This window comes from Natrinema pellirubrum DSM 15624 (assembly GCF_000230735.2).
Classification (GTDB): Archaea; Halobacteriota; Halobacteria; order Halobacteriales; family Natrialbaceae; genus Natrinema; species Natrinema pellirubrum.
This window is the reverse complement of sequence record NC_019962.1, coordinates 1,967,986-1,983,150: the sequence shown is the minus strand read 5'-3', so window position 1 is coordinate 1,983,150 and position 15,165 is coordinate 1,967,986. Positions and strand designations below refer to the sequence as shown.

Genomic DNA, 15,165 nt, shown 5'->3' with positions numbered 1-15,165 from the left:
GGTAGTCCTCGCCCCCAATTGGTTCACCAACTCACTAGTCGCACGAAACGTATCCGTGCCGGATGCGACGACCGAGGTGGCGGCGGGTTCTCGATCGGACTCCGGGAGATCACAGCCCGCGATTCGTCACTCGTCGGTGTACTGCGCACACACCCGCCGAATCCCCTCCTCGAAATCGATCTGCGGTTCCCAGCCGATCGCTTCGCGGATCTTCGAGGCGTCGGCGCAGGTGTCGTGGACGTAGACATCCTCGGGGATAGGGTTCTCGACGTACTCGGGCTCGACGTCAGTCCCCAGTTCGTCGTTGATCATTTCGACGACCGTCTCGAAGTCGTAGGCCTCGCCGGTCCCGAGGTTGTAGATCCCGTCGAGTTCGGCCGCCGCCGCGCCCTCGAGCCCGCGGACGATGTCGGAGACGTGGGTGAAGTCCCGCGTCTGGGTGCCGTCGCCGTACAGGACCGGCGACTCGCCGTTTGCGATGTCGTCGGCGAACTGCGCGATCACGTTAGCGTACTCGCCCTTGTGTTCCTCCGCGCCGCCGTAGCCCTGATACACCGAGAAAAAGCGCATGCCGGCCATCGACATGTCGTAGTGGTTCGCGAAGTACTCGCCGTAGCGCTCGCGGGCGAGCTTCGAGGCCTCGTAGCCGGTGTCGACGCCCACGTCCATGTCCTCGGGCGAGGGTTCGGTACGGCTGCCGTAGATCGACGACGTGGAGGCATAGACGACCGTGTCACAGCCGTCCTGTCGCGCCTGCTCGACCACGTTGACGAAGCCCTCGACGTTCACGCGAGCGCCCGTGGTTGGGTCCTCCTCGTGCATCGCATAGGACGACAGCGCCGCGAGGTGGAAGACGACGTCGACATCGGTCGGCAGGTCGTCCTCGAGGACGCTCGCGTCGACGAAGTCGACGTCTTCATCGAGGTTTTCCGGCGTGCCCAGATACTGGTCGTCGACGACTGTCACGTCGTTGTCCGCAGCGAGGTGGTTCGCCAGGTTCGAGCCGATGAATCCCGACCCTCCGGTGACGAGAACGGTCCGATCGTCCAGAGTCATATCGGAACTCCCAGTTCGGTGATCCATAGGTGTTTTGAAAGCCCGAGCGGTGGCAACGACTGCGACTGACGTGACCGGCCAGCAGTCGACGACAGGCCGGGGATCGACGCTCGAGTCGCCGCGGTGGTACCGATCCGCCGCTCGAGCCGTAGCTTTAACAAATATGATAGCATACTCCAAACGGTGAGCCTGCTTTCGAACCCGTATCGACGGCGCTGGATCGGCTGGGGACTGCTCGTGGCGTCGTTCTTCCTCGTCAGCCTCCACCGGTCGTCGACCGCGGTTCTCTCGGGGGAGCTGATGCGTGCGTTCGACACGACGGCGACGAGCCTCGGACTGCTGCATTCCTCGTTTTTCTACCTGTACGCGGCGTTTCAGGTGCCCGCGGGACTGTTGACGGACCGGTACGGATCGCGGGCGATCGCTGCAACGGGGACTGCCGTGATGAGCGCCGGCGCGGTCGCGTTCGGGCTGGCGTCGACCTATCCGGTCGCGTTCGGCGGCCGCGTGCTGGTCGGGCTGGGGGCCAGCGTCCTCTTCGTCGCGGCGCTGCGGTTCTGTGCGAACTGGTTCCGACCCGACGAGTTCGGTACGATGACTGGCGCGACGTTCAGCGTCGGCATTCTGGGCGGCCTCGCGGCGACGACGCCGCTCGCGGTCGCCGTCTCGCGGCTCGGCTGGCGGGGGTCGATGGTCGGGCTCGGTGCGTTCGGCCTCGCGGCCGCGGTCGGCATCCTCCTCGTCTCCCACGACTCGCCGGCCGACGCCGGCCTCGAGCCGATCGACGACGTGCCGGATCGGCCGGACGTGACCGACGCCGCGACGCTCAAGCGGTACGTCTCGGACGCGGTTCGCGAACCGGAAACGTGGCTGCTGGGGATCATGCTTTTTTTCATGACCGGGATCGGGATCACGATCTTCGGCCTGTGGGGGATCCCCTATCTCGTCCAGACTCACGGGATCTCCGTGACGGAGGCGTCGGTCTACCTGCTGGTGGGCAACGTCGGCGGCATGATCGGGCCGACGGCCTTCGGCTGGCTCTCGGACCGATGGGGACAGCGAACCGGCCTCATCGTCTTCTCGACGGTCGTCTTCGGGCTGACCTGGACGGTCTTCGCCGTCTTCGGGACCGTCCCCCTGTTGCTCGTCGGCGCGATCTTCCTCTTCTCTCGCGTCCTGCGTGGCGGCGTGCCGCTCGCTTTCACCGTCATCAAGGAACGCCACCCGGAGGGGGCCAGCGGGACCGTGATCGGCATCGTCAACACGATGGGCTGGGTCGGCGCGGCCGTCTTCCCGGTCGTCCTCGGGGCCGCCCTCGACGCCTACTGGACCGGCGACACCGTCAACGGCACCCGCGTCTACACCGAGTTCGGCTACCGGGTCGCGTTCGCCATCGCGGCCGCTGCGGGGTTGCTCGCCGCGGCCTGTGCGATCCTGCTTCACGTCCGGACGCGGGCGGAACGGCCCCTCGAGTCCGGCGCTGACGTCGAGCAGCCGGCCGGGTGATTCAGGCTCGAGACGGTCGGTCCCCCGCCGTCGCCTGCCTCAGCCCACAGCTACTTGCCGATACGTACCACACCACACGGTCATGCGCTACTACGAGGACATCGAGGTCGGGGAGACCCGCGAGTTCGGCGAGTACCACGTGACCAAAGAAGAGGTACTCGAGTTCGCCGGACAGTACGACCCGCAACCGTTCCACACCGACGAGGCGGCCGCCGAGGACTCCGCGTTCGGCGAACTGGTCGCCTCGGGCTGGCACACCGCCGCGATGTGCATGCGGATGCTCGTCGACGGGCCGATCCAGGACCGCGCCAGCATGGGCGCTCGCGGCGTCGACGAACTCCGGTGGAAACGACCGGTCAAGCCCGGGGACACCCTCTCGGTCCGGACCGAGATCGTCGACAAACGCGTCTCCGAGAGCGATCCGACTCGCGGCTACGTCGACAGCAAACTCGAGGGGATCAACCAGGACGGCGACGTAGTCATCTCCTGGATCGGCCTGGGGATGATCGCCCGTCGACCGGACGACGCGGAGGAGTGAGGATGGCCCGGGTGCCGCTGCTCGAGGCCGACGACCTCCCCGAGGAGTACCGCTATCTGTTCACCGAGAACGACGTGGGCGACGCCCACATCTTCCAGGCGATGGCCAACGCTCCGGAACTGCTACAGTGGTACATGCGCTACTCGACGCGGCTCTGGGACGTCCTGCCGGCGCGTGAACGCGAGGTGGTCATCCTGGCGGCCGCCCGCGCCCTCGAACACGAGTACGAGTGGCACCAGCACGTTCGGCTGGGCCGCGAGGCCGGCGTGACGGACGCCGAGATCACCGCCATCAGTGAGGGTGATCTCGCGGCGCTTTCGGACCGCGACGCGGCGCTGGTCACCTACGCCCGCAGCGTCGCCCTTGGCGATCCCCGCGACGGCGACCACGACCGGCTCGGCGAGTACTACGACGTCGAGACCGTCGTCGGCGTCGCCATGCTCGTGGCCCACTACGTCGCGACGGCCCGGGTGCTGGACGCGTTCGACGTCGCGACCGAGGAGGCGTTCGTCGGCTGGCGGCCCTGACCCCTCGCGGCGACCGCGGGTCGATTTCGGCCCGAACCCGTTCGGATCGTTGCTTATTCGATTCGCCACCGTTCCGTCGGTATGGGCGACCTCAGGCAGTTCGACGTGCCCGAGAGCGTCGACCCCGACGAGTGGCGACTGTCGGTGACCGGCGCGGTCCGGCACCCGACCGACTTCGGGCTCGCGGACCTCACCGATCTCCCGCTCGAGACCTATACCCATGACTTTGCCTGCGCCGAGGGGTGGGTGGCCGAGGGGCTGTCGTGGCGGGGCGTACCCGTCGCCCGACTGCTCGAGCGGGTCGAGCCGGTCGACGGGAGCGCGTACGCGCTCGTCGGCGGGATGGACGACGGCTACGCCTGCTCGATTTCCCTCGAGCGGCTGTCCGAGGCGGTGCTGGCCGTGGCACTCGACGGCGACCCGCTCCCGGTCGAACACGGCGGGCCGGCGCGGCTCGTGCCGACGGGCGACGGGGCCGACTGCTGGGAGAGCGTCAAGTGGGTGCGCGAACTCGAGGTCCGCGAGACGGAACCGACGGCGGACGACACCGCGAAGAACGTGGCGCTCTCACGAATCGAGTGACCGGCACGGGTCCCGTCGGTCAGGGTTCGGTAGCCCGGTCCCCGAGGAAAGTCCCGGTCGGGGTCTCTAACCCGTCGATTTCGGCGGTCAATGCCCCCGTCGAACTGTCGAAGACCAACAGTTTCCCCGCGTCCCAGCAGCTGACGTAGACGTGGCCGCCGTCGCGGGTGAACTCGGGATGGAGCGACCGGCCGGGAGCCCACTCGGTCGTGTCGATGACCGTCGACACGACCAGGTCGTCGGGGTCGATCGCGTAGATGACCCCCTCGTTGTCTCGATCCGTGTCGTCGAAGATCACGTCGCCCCAGACGTAGTCGCTGTCAGGGTGGGAGTTGCAGAACATGCCGTGGCCCGGCACCTCGATATCGGCCACGGGATCGCGGGCCTTGAGGTCCCACGCCGTGATCGCGTCGCTCATCACGGTCCCCGTAAAGCCGAGCCCGCGGTACTCGTCGATCGCACCGGGGGTCGGATGCGGCGGGCCGGCCGTCGGTACCCGGTCGACGACCGCCCGCTCCCGGACGTCGAGGACGTACAGACACTCGTCGCCCTGCGAGGCGAGATAGCAGTATCGCTCGTCGGGTCCGTAGACGCCGTCGTGGAGGGTCCGGCCGACGGGGACCTCATCGACGATCGGGAACGAGGGATCGTCGTAGTCGACGAACCAGACCCTGCCGGCGTCTTTCAGGACGACCAGAAAGCAGCGCTCGCCCGGCACGTCCCGGACGGTACAGATCCGCGAGGCGATCGATTGGCCGTCCGGATCGACCGCGTGGGCCGGGAGCCGATGCAGCGGCTCGAGCGTCTCGGCGTCGAGGACGACCGCGTGGTTGGGGTTGTAGTACCCCGCGAGGAGGTAGTTCGAGTCCGCCGAGATCGCAATGGCTCGCCCGGAGGTACCGGCCCGGACGCGGCGGACGAGGTCGCCGCTGGAGAGATCGAGCTTGCTCACCCACCCTTGCCGGGACTGGACGTACGCGGACGCCTCGGAATCGGTGTCGGCGAGCGACCGGTGAAAGACGATCGAGTGGGGCGCTCTCCCCACGTTCTCGATGCGACCGAGCCGCTCGTGACGCGTGGTATCGATCAGCGACACCGACCCCGGCTGGCGTTCCGCAACGAGCAGCAGGTCCCGCAGGTCCGGACAGTCATATTGTGGTGTTGCCGGTGGATCAGTCTCCTCACGGTGAACCTCGAGGGAATCGGCGATCTCCTCGAGCCCCAATTCGCGAAACGACGGCGGTCTGACGGTGCTGGCGGCGAGTTGCTCGCTCATCGAGTCTCTCGCTACCCTTTCGACCTGACTCGAAAATACACGTCCGCGAAGACGTTCGGGACGGACGACGGACAGTGAGCCGAGCCGGGTCGGGGTGGATCGTGATGTCCGCTCGAGGGCGGCCACGGCCCAGCCGCGGACGGAAAAGCACGCGACACACGAGCGCGCGGCGGGCTTCCGGACGGGCGGCGATTACCCTCGGAGTTATTGGCCGCGGCGTCGAGACGGACCGTATGACCTTTGTCGTCCCGTTCGACGGATCGGCACTCGCGGAAGCCGCGCTCGTCAGAGCCGTCGAATACGACGCCGCACTCGAGGAGGGAATCGCGGCCGTCGTCGTCGTCCCGGAGCGAAAAGGATACGCACGGGAGAAAGGCTGGATCGACGAGGACGAACCGTACGACGTCGATGCGGTCGTCGACCGCCTTCGCGAACGAGTGCGGACGCTCGCACCGTCGGCGGCGTTCGAGTGCGAACGGATCCGCGAGTTTCCGCCCGAGGCCCAGCTGGCCGGCCACATCGAGCGACTGATACGGAACCACGATCCGAGCGTCGTGTTCCTCGGCAGCGACAACGTCGGCCGCGTCGTCACGCCGTTGACGAGCGTCGGCGTTCACGTCGCCGCCGATGAAGCGTACGACGTCTTCATCGTTCGCCAGCCGACGCCGCCAGCGCTCGAGGCCCTCGACCCCCATCCCGACTTCTACCGGGAATCCGACTCGACGTAGCGACCGACGAGTGATCACCGGTCGACTCGAGGCGAACCCGTCGCCTCCGCCGTCGGACGAACGTCGCCACCGAGCCCAGCGATTAATGATCCCGTCGACCAAGGAGACGGTATGTACGACCGAATTCTCGTTCCGACCGACGGGCGCGAGGAGACCGACCGGGCGATCGACGAAGCGATCGCGCTCGCTGCCGAACACGACGCGACGCTGCACACGCTGTACGTGGTCAACTCCGCTGCGATCGCTCCCGGCATCGACTTTAGCGATCTCGAGGACGTCGGCAGACAGGCGGTCGAACACGTCCGCGATCGGGCGACGGCCGCCGGTGTCGATCGGATCACGGGTGACGTGACACATGGCCTTCGCCATCGCGCGATCCTCGACTACGCCGCCGACCATGATATCGACCTGATCGTTATCGGTCGCCATCGGGAACTCGACCATCTCGTTCGCGGGAGCGTGTCGAAACGCGTCTCCGAGGCGGCGATGGTCCCGGTGTTACTCGTCGAGTGACCGGCTGCCGGCCGCCCCCCCCACAGCATTAATCAACGGGAAACCGAAGTCACTCGCGATGTCACCGACGATCGATACGATCGATTCGGTCCTCATACCGACCGACGGCAGCGACGGTGCGCTCGCAGGGGCGAAACGAGGCGTCGATCTCGCCGCGATGGCCGACGCGAGCGTCCACGTCCTCTCGGCCGTCGACACCTCCGCGATCGAGGGTATTACGTCCGTTCTCGAGTCGGACGCGGACGAACAGCGGGCCGCGCTCGAGGCCGACGCCGAGTCGGCCGTCGAATCCGTCTCGTCGATGATCCGCGACCGGTATCCGGATCTCGAGGTCACGACGGCGACCGAGCAGGGGACGCCCTTTCGGGTCATCGATCGCTACGTCGATGAACACGATATCGACGTCGTCGCGATGGGAACAAAGGGGCAAACGGGTGTCAAACGGGTCGTTCTCGGGAGCGTCACCGAAAACGTCCTCCGGACCGTCGGGGCCCCGATACTCGTCGTGCCGCCAGCGGCGAGTGACGAGCCGCTCACCGAGGACACCGTCCGGAACGTCCTCCTGCCGACGGACGGGAGCGACGGTGCGGCGGTCGCCGTCGACTGGGGACTGGCGCTCGCGGCGGCCTTCGACGCGATGACCCACGCGGTCTACTCGGTCGACACGAGACGGTTCTCGCCACAGCGAGCGCCCGGTGAGGTCCTGTCCGAACTCGAGCGCCCCGGGGAGGACGCCCTCGAGTCGGTCCGCGAACGAGCGCGCGAGCGCGGCTGCACCCTCACGGGAACCGTCGCGACGGGGCCGCCGGCGAGAGTCGTCCTGGATTACGCCGACGGCAACGATATCGATCTCATCGCGATGGGGACACACGGCCGCTCGGGCCTCGAGCGACACTTCCTCGGGAGCGTGACCGAAAACGTCGTCCGGAACGCCGAATTGCCGGTGTTTTGTGTTCCGATGAACGCCACCTGAGAGCGATAACCGGGACGCTGGATGTCCCCCGCCGACCACATCAACCGGAGACAGTCGGCGAGTCCGGCCGACGGGTCGCTGTCGCCGGCCGATCGGCCGGCGGTTCGAACACGGTGCCGGTATTATACTGCCGGTCGTCGTAGCGGTCGGTATGAGTGACCGACTCCTCGTTCCCTACGACGGGTCAGCGCCGGCGAAAGACGCACTCGAGTACGCGCTCGAGAAGTTCCCGGATGCGGACGTCACCGCCCTGTACGTCGTTCCGGTTCCGGACGGGTACTGGACGGCGTTTCAGGACCCCGAGGATCGGGTTCCGGCCGTCGAACGCGGCCGCGATGACGGGCGCGATATCCTCGACGAAGCAGTCGACATCGCCACGGACCACGGCCACGATATCGATACCGAAATCGCGACGGGGAAACCCGACCAGGAGATCGTCGAGCTGGTGACGGTGGACGACTACGAGACGGTCGTTATCGGAAGCCACGGCCGCGAGCGAATGTCGCGTATCATGCTCGGCAGCGTCGCGGAAAAGGTGGTCCGCCGATCACCGGTGCCAGTCATCGTCGTCCGCGACTGAATCGATCGACGGCTCTCCTCGGAACCGACCCCGTCGGTCGGACGAGGACGGCCGGCCACCGATCGAAGTGACAGTGTACTGGCAGCGCCGTCGGTAGATACCGACGTTCCAGCCTGCCGGAAAGTAGAAGTATTTTCATATGAACTCTCGACGAATCGTCAGTTCATGGAGCCGGTCGAAATCGGCGGACGGTTGGTCGCTGGCATCGCCCTCATTCTGGCGAACGCCTTTTTCGTCGCGATCGAGTTCGCGCTCACTCGCGTCCGACAGTACCCCGAGTCGGAATTCGACGAACCGGGGCTGCGGCGTGCGTGGGAAATGACCAACGAACTCGAGATCTACCTGACCAGCTGTCAGGTGGGCATCAGCGGAACGAGCATCGCCGTCGGTATCGTCGCCGAACCGGCGCTCGCGACGATCATCCGTCCCGTCTTCGAGAACACCGCGCTTGCCTCCGCGGGTTCCGGTGCCGTCCTCGCGTTCGTCATCATCAACCTCCTCCATCTCACCCACGGCGAACAGACGCCGACCTACCTCGGCGTCGAGCGAACGAAGTTCGTCGCGAGGTACGGGGCCACCCCGCTGTACTGGTTCGCGAAACTCCTCTCGCCTGTGATCTGGTTCGGTGATGCCGTCGCGAAGTGGACGCTACACCGGTTCGGGATCGAGATGACCGGTGCGTGGCTCGAGACCGAGACGGAGATCATCGAAACGCGTGCCGAACTCCGGAACCGACTCGCGTCGGTCCTCGAACGGGGCGACGTCCCCGACGACCGACGCGAGGAGATCATCAACGCCCTGACGGTCGGCGACCGGCCGGTCGAGGACGAGATGACGCCCGTCGAGAACGTCACGTTCCTCTCGACGACGACCTCCACTGCGGAGAACGTCGACCGGATCGGCTCGAGTCCTCACACCCGGTTTCCACTGATCGAGGAGAGTCCGGAGTCGTTCGTCGGGATCGTCTACGCCCCGACGGTCGTCGACCGGATCGACGAGCTGCGAACCGGCGACGTATCCTTCGCCGACATCGCGACACCGCCGATGACGCTTCCCGCCGATATGCACGTCAGCGACGCGATCGACAAACTACAGGCGGCACAGCAGGAACTCGCGCTCGTCGAGGCTGACGGGACCGTCGTCGGACTCCTGACGGCGACCGACGCCCTCGAGGCACTGGTCGGTGACTTCGAGGACCCGCTCGACGTGAACGACGGCTTGCTACAGGGACGATCGTAGTTCCGACAGCGTTCACTTTGGCTGCCATCGGCTCGTCTCCCGTCGCAGTCGCGTCGGTAACGGGATCAAAACTGGAGTCTGCCTCCAAATATCACTGGTCGACTCGGAGTGAGAGAAATGCTCCGACAGGGATTCGAACCCTGGTCATTGCCGTGAGAGGGTATACTTCACCTCGCTGGCAATTCCCGTCTCACACAATTACCCGTCCGCTGAGACCATGGTTTTCGACCGTGTGAGCGATACTATGGTCTGGAGGTTAAAAAGGCACCCAGTTAATTGCCTTAGTGGGACACCCGACCTATCCTAACGATTTGCGACTCGATTAAGCGTACCCAGATGAGTGTTCGTTGTGGGCAAATAGAGGCACCGAACCGGGATCGCCAATTTCGAGATTCTTTAAGTCAGCCATGGTTCTATTCATCCAGAAGTCCCATTCCGACAAAGATTGCCTCATTCCCTTTATAAGCGAAGGGAGAATTCACCAAATCGGTATTATTTCATTTCTCAGAGTGTGATAGATGGGGCTGGCCGTAGCCATGATTCTGGAATATAGCTCGGAACACTCACATCTGCATTGTACTGTATTGAGGTAGGTTTCGATGGGACTGTAACGGGTACCAGTACCATGATACCGTACCATCGGACAGTACCAGATCAGCAGACCAAGATACTGTACCGCGTTACAGAACCATGATTCTGTATCACGTCTGTGTCCCACGAACTGGATACACAGTAGCGTTCCACGTCAGTGTACCATGGGACTGCTATGTGTCCGAACGGAGCGTAGATCTGTTCCTCCTCTACCGGTGTTGTTGACAGAATCTCGTTGAATAAACAGTGTGTATTTCGCCCCCGCTGCTCCATTGATTACTTGGCAATAATCCGGGCGATCCAGACAATTGGGATCACCGGGATGGCCAATCCGGTGATCAAAAGCACGATGGCGATCACGGCTTTCGGCGCGACTCGATCCATGCCATATCGGCTGCTACATATCATCGATCGCCTGTGCCGTTCGCTGGATCAATCCAGCCATAGATGGTGCTGAGGGTATAGAGCCGGAAAATCCCACGGCATGCAAAGGATTGGGATCCCGTTACACAGCGTTTGGGACATTCGCCTCCAGCTTCTCTCCCCATAGAAAGAAATCACACGTTTGGAAATCGTGATTTCTGAAATCGAAAATTCCATTTGGTCGGAGATGCTACTGGCTGTATGGAGCACTTCGTTGATCGAGACATCGAACTCGATCAACTCACGGACTGCTATGAGTCCGAGACTGGGGATCTCGTCGTGATCTACGGCCGGCGTCGCCTCGGTAAGAGTGAGCTCGTTCGCCAGTCCATCGCTGATCGGGACGACGCTGTCTACTACCAAGCGGTCGAGTCCACAGCACAGAACCAACTCGAACAGTTCGTCGATACCGCCACCGCACAGTTCCCGTCGCTGCGGAACGTCCGCCGTGACTGGGAAGCACTCCTTGAAGCACTCGGCGAGGAAGACGCGATCGTCGTCATCGACGAGTTTCCGTTCCTCATTGAGGAGGACGAGTCGTTGCCGTCCCGAATTCAGCGCGTCTGGGATATGGTGTTACAGGAGACGGGGATGACGCTCGTACTCGTCGGCTCGTCGATCAGTGTCATGGAGGACAAGGTGCTTTCTGGAAGCGCACCGCTGTACGGTCGGCGGACGGCGACGATCGATCTCAAACCACTCGACGTAGCCGATGCACACCAGTTCTTCCCGGAGTACGACCCCGAGACCGCTATCACCGCGTGGTCGATCTACGGGGGCACACCGTACTACCTCCAGACCATCGATCCCGACCAACCGTTAGGAACGAACGTCCAGCAGTCGATTCTATCGGAGCGTGGCCTCCTGTACTCCGAGCCCGAATTCCTGCTCCGCACCGAACTCCGACAGCCGAATACGTACTTCAGCATCCTCCGTGCGCTCGCCCACGGCCGTCGCACCCCGAACGAGATTGCGGGCATGGCCGGCGTGGACTCCGGATCGCTCAGCACGTACCTCCAGAAACTCCGCCGACTCCGCCTCGTCGAACGCCATATCCCCGTAACGGAATCGCCGACGTCCTCGAAACGCGGTCGGTATCGCATCGCGGCTCCCTTGTTCCGGTTCTGGTTCCGGTTCGTGTACGGAACCCAGGACCAACTTCGTATGCTCGGTGACGACGCATACGACGAACTCGTCGCGCCCGAGCTGGCGGATTACGTGAGCCCGTTGTTCGAACGGTTCTGCCAGCGCGAACTCCCTGACCTCATCGACCGACGGTTCCATGACGTCGGGCAGTGGTGGTTCAAGGAACACGAACTGGACGTCCTCGGCCTCACCGACGAGGGGCTCGTCGCTGGCGAGTGCAAATTCACCTCCCGACCTGTGAGTGAAGGTGTCCTCGCCGATCTCGAACGAACAGCGTCCGAAATACGATGGTCAGAAGAGCCAGCAGACGGGGAGACACTGTACGTCTTGTTCAGCCGCTCCGGATACACCGACGACCTCGATCGCGTCGCTGATGCGCGTGACGATGTCCTTCTCTTCGAATTATCTGATCTGGTTACTCCCAAAAGTAACTCATGAGTACAGAGAGGGCAGAATTTGCAGCCCCTTGTGATGGCAGAATGAGTGATTTGACGGGAATTAGTACGGTTCTTCTTGGGCTATCTCAACGCTAGGACAGTTCGGAATATGATCGGAGTAGCTTGAGATAACGGATCCACACCAGTCGCAGGTTTGTTCTTGTTGGAGTGCGGTTTCCTTATCTATCGTTTGTCGGCAATGAAGACACTGGTCTATTTCACGCGGCGTTCGTTGATGACATCGAGGGCATTCGATTGGTGCGGTAGATTCGGGTTCATCTGCCTCGCTTATTTCTAATCCGTGGGCACGAGCGACTTCTCGGCCAGTATCATCGGCGAATACAGAAACGTATCGAGAAGCAACATCGCTCCCCCGAGTCCAACCATGGTGATCCTCTATATGAGCTTGATTCAGTCCGCGTGAAGCCAAGTGGGACGCGCTGGACTTACGGAAGTTTGTGAACGTCACTGGCTTACTCACTCCTGCTCGATCTGCGGCGTCCTTCACAGCTGTTCGAAGAGCGTTGTAGCTCGGTGCCTCTGGCTCGCTCAATTTACTCCAAAGGAGCGTGTCATAGAATAGTTCTCAGGAGGCGTTGTTCACGGTTTCGCCCTTGAGCAAAACCCATGGCTGACGAAATTCATAGGATTACACGCGAATTGGAAGCTGTATAATCGCCAAGTTGAGGGTATGAGACGTATTCTATGACACGCTACCAAAGAGGTGCCTGTGGATCATCGCTCGGATGGGCTGCAAGCCATCGCTGGAGAAACGGAACACTGGGAATGAGTGGAACCGTTCGCTGCCCTGTTTTCCCTTGAACAGTGATCTGATAGCCGTGTTCGTAGTCAGTAATATCCCCAACCGTGAGGTCCCGAAGCTCACCTGACCGCGGTCCTGCATCCCATCCAACAGCGATGAGGGCTGCATCACGAGGGTTTCGAGTAGCGTCGATCAGTGGAAGCACGTCCTTCTTCCACTGAAGCATGTTACTGGGTTCTGGAGCCGGGTCGTACGTACTCGGAGTGTTCGATGGAATCCACTCCATCGATTCAGGCGGATCATCTCCGTTCTCGTCAGTGACTCGCCGTCCGAATTGTTTCAGCGCGACTCGGTAATCCCGGTTGGTTTCCTCGTTGTCGTATGTGCGGTGAATCCAGCGAACGATCTCTTTCGCAGCGTCCTCATCTTCAAGCGCCTCTACGGGACTACCAGCATGCTCAGCCATCCTCACATTATGTCGAAGAAGTTTGAGGTGCCGATAATCGCCGACTTGGCTGGGGATGAGGAAAAGTTCGTCACTGAATTCGATCAGGGCGTTCTGGTTAGCCTCATCAAGCTCTCGGTCGCCATTGCGAATCTTCTCTCGAAGCGTCTCGATATGAGTGTCAGCGTTCGTCATGAACGGAACGTGAAGTCATTTCAAGGAATCATCGTTAGAGTCTATCCCCGCATTGGATCGAATCTCCGAAATGAGGAGAGATTCAAGTGGCTAGGCTCTTAGACGTCTGTTGGGACATTTTGGGTAAAATGGTAATTCAACCATATATGATGGTTAATTGTCGAGCCCGTACAGATCAGGCCGGTCATCGAGGCACCGGTTGATAGTGCGGTGTGACGTGTCCAGACGCCGCGCTGCTTCCCCCTTGGAGATCCCTACGTCACCTGACTCCGCTTCGATGAGTTCCAACGTCGAACACACGCGAGAGTACTGATCCGAGGTTACGAGTTCGCCATCTCGCCATTCGAAACCCAGCGGAGCTCGCCCACCCGAGGGCAGGTCCGCGCCGCGCGCACGAAGGTCCGACACAGTCGCTTCCCGCTGTATTTCGATCCCGGCACGATCAACCGCGGCGAGCGTTCGGATGTGCGCTTGCGCTGCCTCACTCTCCGCTTCGAGGTGGAGACCTGATTCGAGAAGGACCAAGTCACAACCATGCGAATCGAGGATCCGCGCCGCTCGCTCCTCCATGTCTGCCGCGGTCGCCCCGAGACTCTCGATTTTGTCAATAACCACTACCGAAAGGCTCTCCGTGTCATCAAGCAACTCAAGCCCAGCATCGACCGCAGATCGATCCGGGCGAACGCTCCAGGTAATGATTCCACCGTGGGCAGCGACGGGTGCGGACTGGCTCGTGCCAGTTGTGACGTCGGTAACGAGCTCGGTCCGATCCTTGTAGTCGCTCTCTGCTCCCTCCTGCTCCGCGGCATATTTGAGGACTGCTCGGATCGGATCCGAGAGCGATGTACGAGCTTTTGCGGTCGCTACCGCGAGGAATTGAGGGGTGTCCTCGTTATCGGACTCGACTCCCGTCTCTTCCTCTGTTTTGGACGGGAATTCCTCGCCGTCGATCTCTGCCTCTGTCTCAGAGGATCTTCCAACCGAATTGTAATCCTCAATCGTCGTATCTATCATGACTCATTTCGATCGATATCTGGGTTACGTAAATGCTTTCGCAGGGGTTCTTGCAGGAGAGCGGAAATCCTTGCAGAAGTTGTAGACTTTCAATCTCCTTCTCTCACACCCCCTGCGAAAAACAACTGACCCGTGCATTACCCGGCGGAAAACCCTGCGAAAAGAGAAGGTCCGTCACTACTACCCTGGCGAAACACCCCGCGAAAGCACAAACGGGCTCCTACGAAACCATTCCAAAAACCAATTGAAAACGAAGAGAAGAACCGGAAATACCGAACACCACCCCCACGACGTCTTGCCATTTTCACTCTATCGTTGCAGATTTACATTGACCGGTTAAACGCCACCGTTTCAGATTTCAATTACCTCGATCGAGGACCTCTCAAATTCGCCCGGAAATCGGATCGCCACCCCCGCGACGCCATGCGATTTCCACAACACCATTCCAAATACCAATAGAAATTCAGCAAAACCCTATATCAGAAAATCGTCATACCTAAACCAAACCACGGTTTTTGAAGCCTTTAGCGACCGTGGGGAGGTATCTAAAACCGTGGCTGCGACTTGCCACGGTTCTATACCCCGGTGAATTTTCCTAAGATGTACCGTGGTGTAGTGGGGCATTCAACCCGC

The 15,165-nt window shown here is 62.0% G+C and carries 15 protein-coding genes; 10 read left to right on the top strand and 5 right to left on the bottom strand.

The annotated features are described in order from the left end of the window. Positions 1–126: 126 nt before the first annotated feature. Positions 127–1,056: an NAD-dependent epimerase/dehydratase family protein gene (locus tag NATPE_RS09515; protein WP_006180694.1), complete on the bottom strand. Its 930-nt coding sequence runs from the start codon at positions 1,054–1,056 to the stop codon at positions 127–129. 183 nt (positions 1,057–1,239) lie between these two features. Here NATPE_RS09515 and NATPE_RS09510 point away from each other — a divergent pair, with 183 nt between their 5' ends. The 4 genes from NATPE_RS09510 to NATPE_RS09495 all read left to right on the top strand — a co-directional run bounded on the left by NATPE_RS09510 (position 1,240) and on the right by NATPE_RS09495 (position 4,209). After that, positions 1,240–2,562: an MFS transporter gene (locus NATPE_RS09510; RefSeq protein ID WP_006180695.1), complete on the top strand. Its 1,323-nt coding sequence runs from the start codon at positions 1,240–1,242 to the stop codon at positions 2,560–2,562. Between the two features lie 82 nt (positions 2,563–2,644). Further along, positions 2,645–3,100 (top strand): MaoC family dehydratase, encoded by a 456-nt coding sequence (locus NATPE_RS09505; protein WP_006180696.1) that lies wholly within the window; start codon positions 2,645–2,647, stop codon positions 3,098–3,100. 2 nt (positions 3,101–3,102) lie between these two features. Beyond that, positions 3,103–3,627 carry a carboxymuconolactone decarboxylase family protein gene (locus NATPE_RS09500; protein WP_006180697.1) on the top strand — a complete coding sequence of 175 codons (525 nt, stop codon included), beginning with the start codon at positions 3,103–3,105 and terminating at the stop codon, positions 3,625–3,627. An 81-nt stretch (positions 3,628–3,708) separates the two neighbouring features. Further along, positions 3,709–4,209 (top strand): molybdopterin-dependent oxidoreductase, encoded by a 501-nt coding sequence (locus NATPE_RS09495; protein ID WP_006180698.1) that lies wholly within the window; start codon positions 3,709–3,711, stop codon positions 4,207–4,209. A gap of 19 nt (positions 4,210–4,228) precedes the next feature. On the opposite strand, the gene NATPE_RS09490 is transcribed toward NATPE_RS09495, so the two are convergent. Beyond that, entirely contained in the window at positions 4,229–5,485 is a 1,257-nt protein-coding gene (locus tag NATPE_RS09490; RefSeq protein ID WP_006180699.1) for a cytochrome D1 domain-containing protein, read from the bottom strand. A gap of 233 nt (positions 5,486–5,718) precedes the next feature. Here NATPE_RS09490 and NATPE_RS09485 point away from each other — a divergent pair, with 233 nt between their 5' ends. The 6 genes from NATPE_RS09485 (at position 5,719) to NATPE_RS09460 (ending at position 12,116) form a co-directional block, all read left to right on the top strand. After that, the gene (locus NATPE_RS09485) at positions 5,719–6,213 is read left to right on the top strand and encodes a hypothetical protein (RefSeq protein ID WP_006180700.1); all 495 of its coding nucleotides are present in this window, start codon (positions 5,719–5,721) and stop codon (positions 6,211–6,213) included. A 111-nt stretch (positions 6,214–6,324) separates the two neighbouring features. After that, positions 6,325–6,726 (top strand): universal stress protein, encoded by a 402-nt coding sequence (locus NATPE_RS09480; RefSeq protein WP_006180701.1) that lies wholly within the window; start codon positions 6,325–6,327, stop codon positions 6,724–6,726. A 58-nt stretch (positions 6,727–6,784) separates the two neighbouring features. Then, the gene (locus tag NATPE_RS09475; RefSeq protein ID WP_006180702.1) at positions 6,785–7,699 is read left to right on the top strand and encodes a universal stress protein; all 915 of its coding nucleotides are present in this window, start codon (positions 6,785–6,787) and stop codon (positions 7,697–7,699) included. A gap of 151 nt (positions 7,700–7,850) precedes the next feature. Next, positions 7,851–8,279, top strand: a complete 429-nt coding sequence (locus tag NATPE_RS09470; protein ID WP_006180703.1) for a universal stress protein — start codon at positions 7,851–7,853, stop codon at positions 8,277–8,279. 165 nt (positions 8,280–8,444) lie between these two features. Further along, positions 8,445–9,518 carry a CNNM domain-containing protein gene (locus tag NATPE_RS09465; protein WP_006180704.1) on the top strand — a complete coding sequence of 358 codons (1,074 nt, stop codon included), beginning with the start codon at positions 8,445–8,447 and terminating at the stop codon, positions 9,516–9,518. Between the two features lie 1,215 nt (positions 9,519–10,733). After that, positions 10,734–12,116: an ATP-binding protein gene (locus tag NATPE_RS09460; protein ID WP_006180705.1), complete on the top strand. Its 1,383-nt coding sequence runs from the start codon at positions 10,734–10,736 to the stop codon at positions 12,114–12,116. Between the two features lie 60 nt (positions 12,117–12,176). On the opposite strand, the gene NATPE_RS21375 is transcribed toward NATPE_RS09460, so the two are convergent. From NATPE_RS21375 to NATPE_RS09445, 3 genes are all read right to left on the bottom strand, one after another. Then, entirely contained in the window at positions 12,177–12,596 is a 420-nt protein-coding gene (locus tag NATPE_RS21375) for a hypothetical protein (RefSeq protein ID WP_241432733.1), read from the bottom strand. A gap of 232 nt (positions 12,597–12,828) precedes the next feature. Beyond that, positions 12,829–13,518, bottom strand: coding sequence for a site-specific integrase (locus NATPE_RS21370; protein ID WP_206538396.1), 690 nt, complete (start codon positions 13,516–13,518; stop codon positions 12,829–12,831). Between the two features lie 153 nt (positions 13,519–13,671). Next, positions 13,672–14,532 carry a hypothetical protein gene (locus NATPE_RS09445; RefSeq protein ID WP_006180708.1) on the bottom strand — a complete coding sequence of 287 codons (861 nt, stop codon included), beginning with the start codon at positions 14,530–14,532 and terminating at the stop codon, positions 13,672–13,674. Positions 14,533–15,165 lie beyond the last annotated feature (633 nt).

Bases quoted from the DNA above. Each gene is read 5' to 3' on its own strand.
- NATPE_RS09500 (WP_006180697.1), top strand. From the start codon at position 3,103: ATGGCCCGGGTGCCGCTGCTCGAGGCCGACGACCTCCCCGAGGAGTAC.
- NATPE_RS09470 (WP_006180703.1), top strand. From the start codon at position 7,851: ATGAGTGACCGACTCCTCGTTCCCTACGACGGGTCAGCGCCGGCGAAA.
- NATPE_RS09445 (WP_006180708.1), bottom strand. From the start codon at position 14,532: ATGATAGATACGACGATTGAGGATTACAATTCGGTTGGAAGATCCTCT.
- NATPE_RS09515 (WP_006180694.1), bottom strand. From the start codon at position 1,056: ATGACTCTGGACGATCGGACCGTTCTCGTCACCGGAGGGTCGGGATTC.
- NATPE_RS09480 (WP_006180701.1), top strand. From the start codon at position 6,325: ATGTACGACCGAATTCTCGTTCCGACCGACGGGCGCGAGGAGACCGAC.
- NATPE_RS09490 (WP_006180699.1), bottom strand. From the start codon at position 5,485: ATGAGCGAGCAACTCGCCGCCAGCACCGTCAGACCGCCGTCGTTTCGC.
- NATPE_RS09465 (WP_006180704.1), top strand. From the start codon at position 8,445: ATGGAGCCGGTCGAAATCGGCGGACGGTTGGTCGCTGGCATCGCCCTC.
- NATPE_RS09495 (WP_006180698.1), top strand. From the start codon at position 3,709: ATGGGCGACCTCAGGCAGTTCGACGTGCCCGAGAGCGTCGACCCCGAC.
- NATPE_RS21370 (WP_206538396.1), bottom strand. From the start codon at position 13,518: ATGACGAACGCTGACACTCATATCGAGACGCTTCGAGAGAAGATTCGC.
- NATPE_RS09460 (WP_006180705.1), top strand. From the start codon at position 10,734: ATGGAGCACTTCGTTGATCGAGACATCGAACTCGATCAACTCACGGAC.
- NATPE_RS09475 (WP_006180702.1), top strand. From the start codon at position 6,785: ATGTCACCGACGATCGATACGATCGATTCGGTCCTCATACCGACCGAC.
- NATPE_RS09505 (WP_006180696.1), top strand. From the start codon at position 2,645: ATGCGCTACTACGAGGACATCGAGGTCGGGGAGACCCGCGAGTTCGGC.
- NATPE_RS09485 (WP_006180700.1), top strand. From the start codon at position 5,719: ATGACCTTTGTCGTCCCGTTCGACGGATCGGCACTCGCGGAAGCCGCG.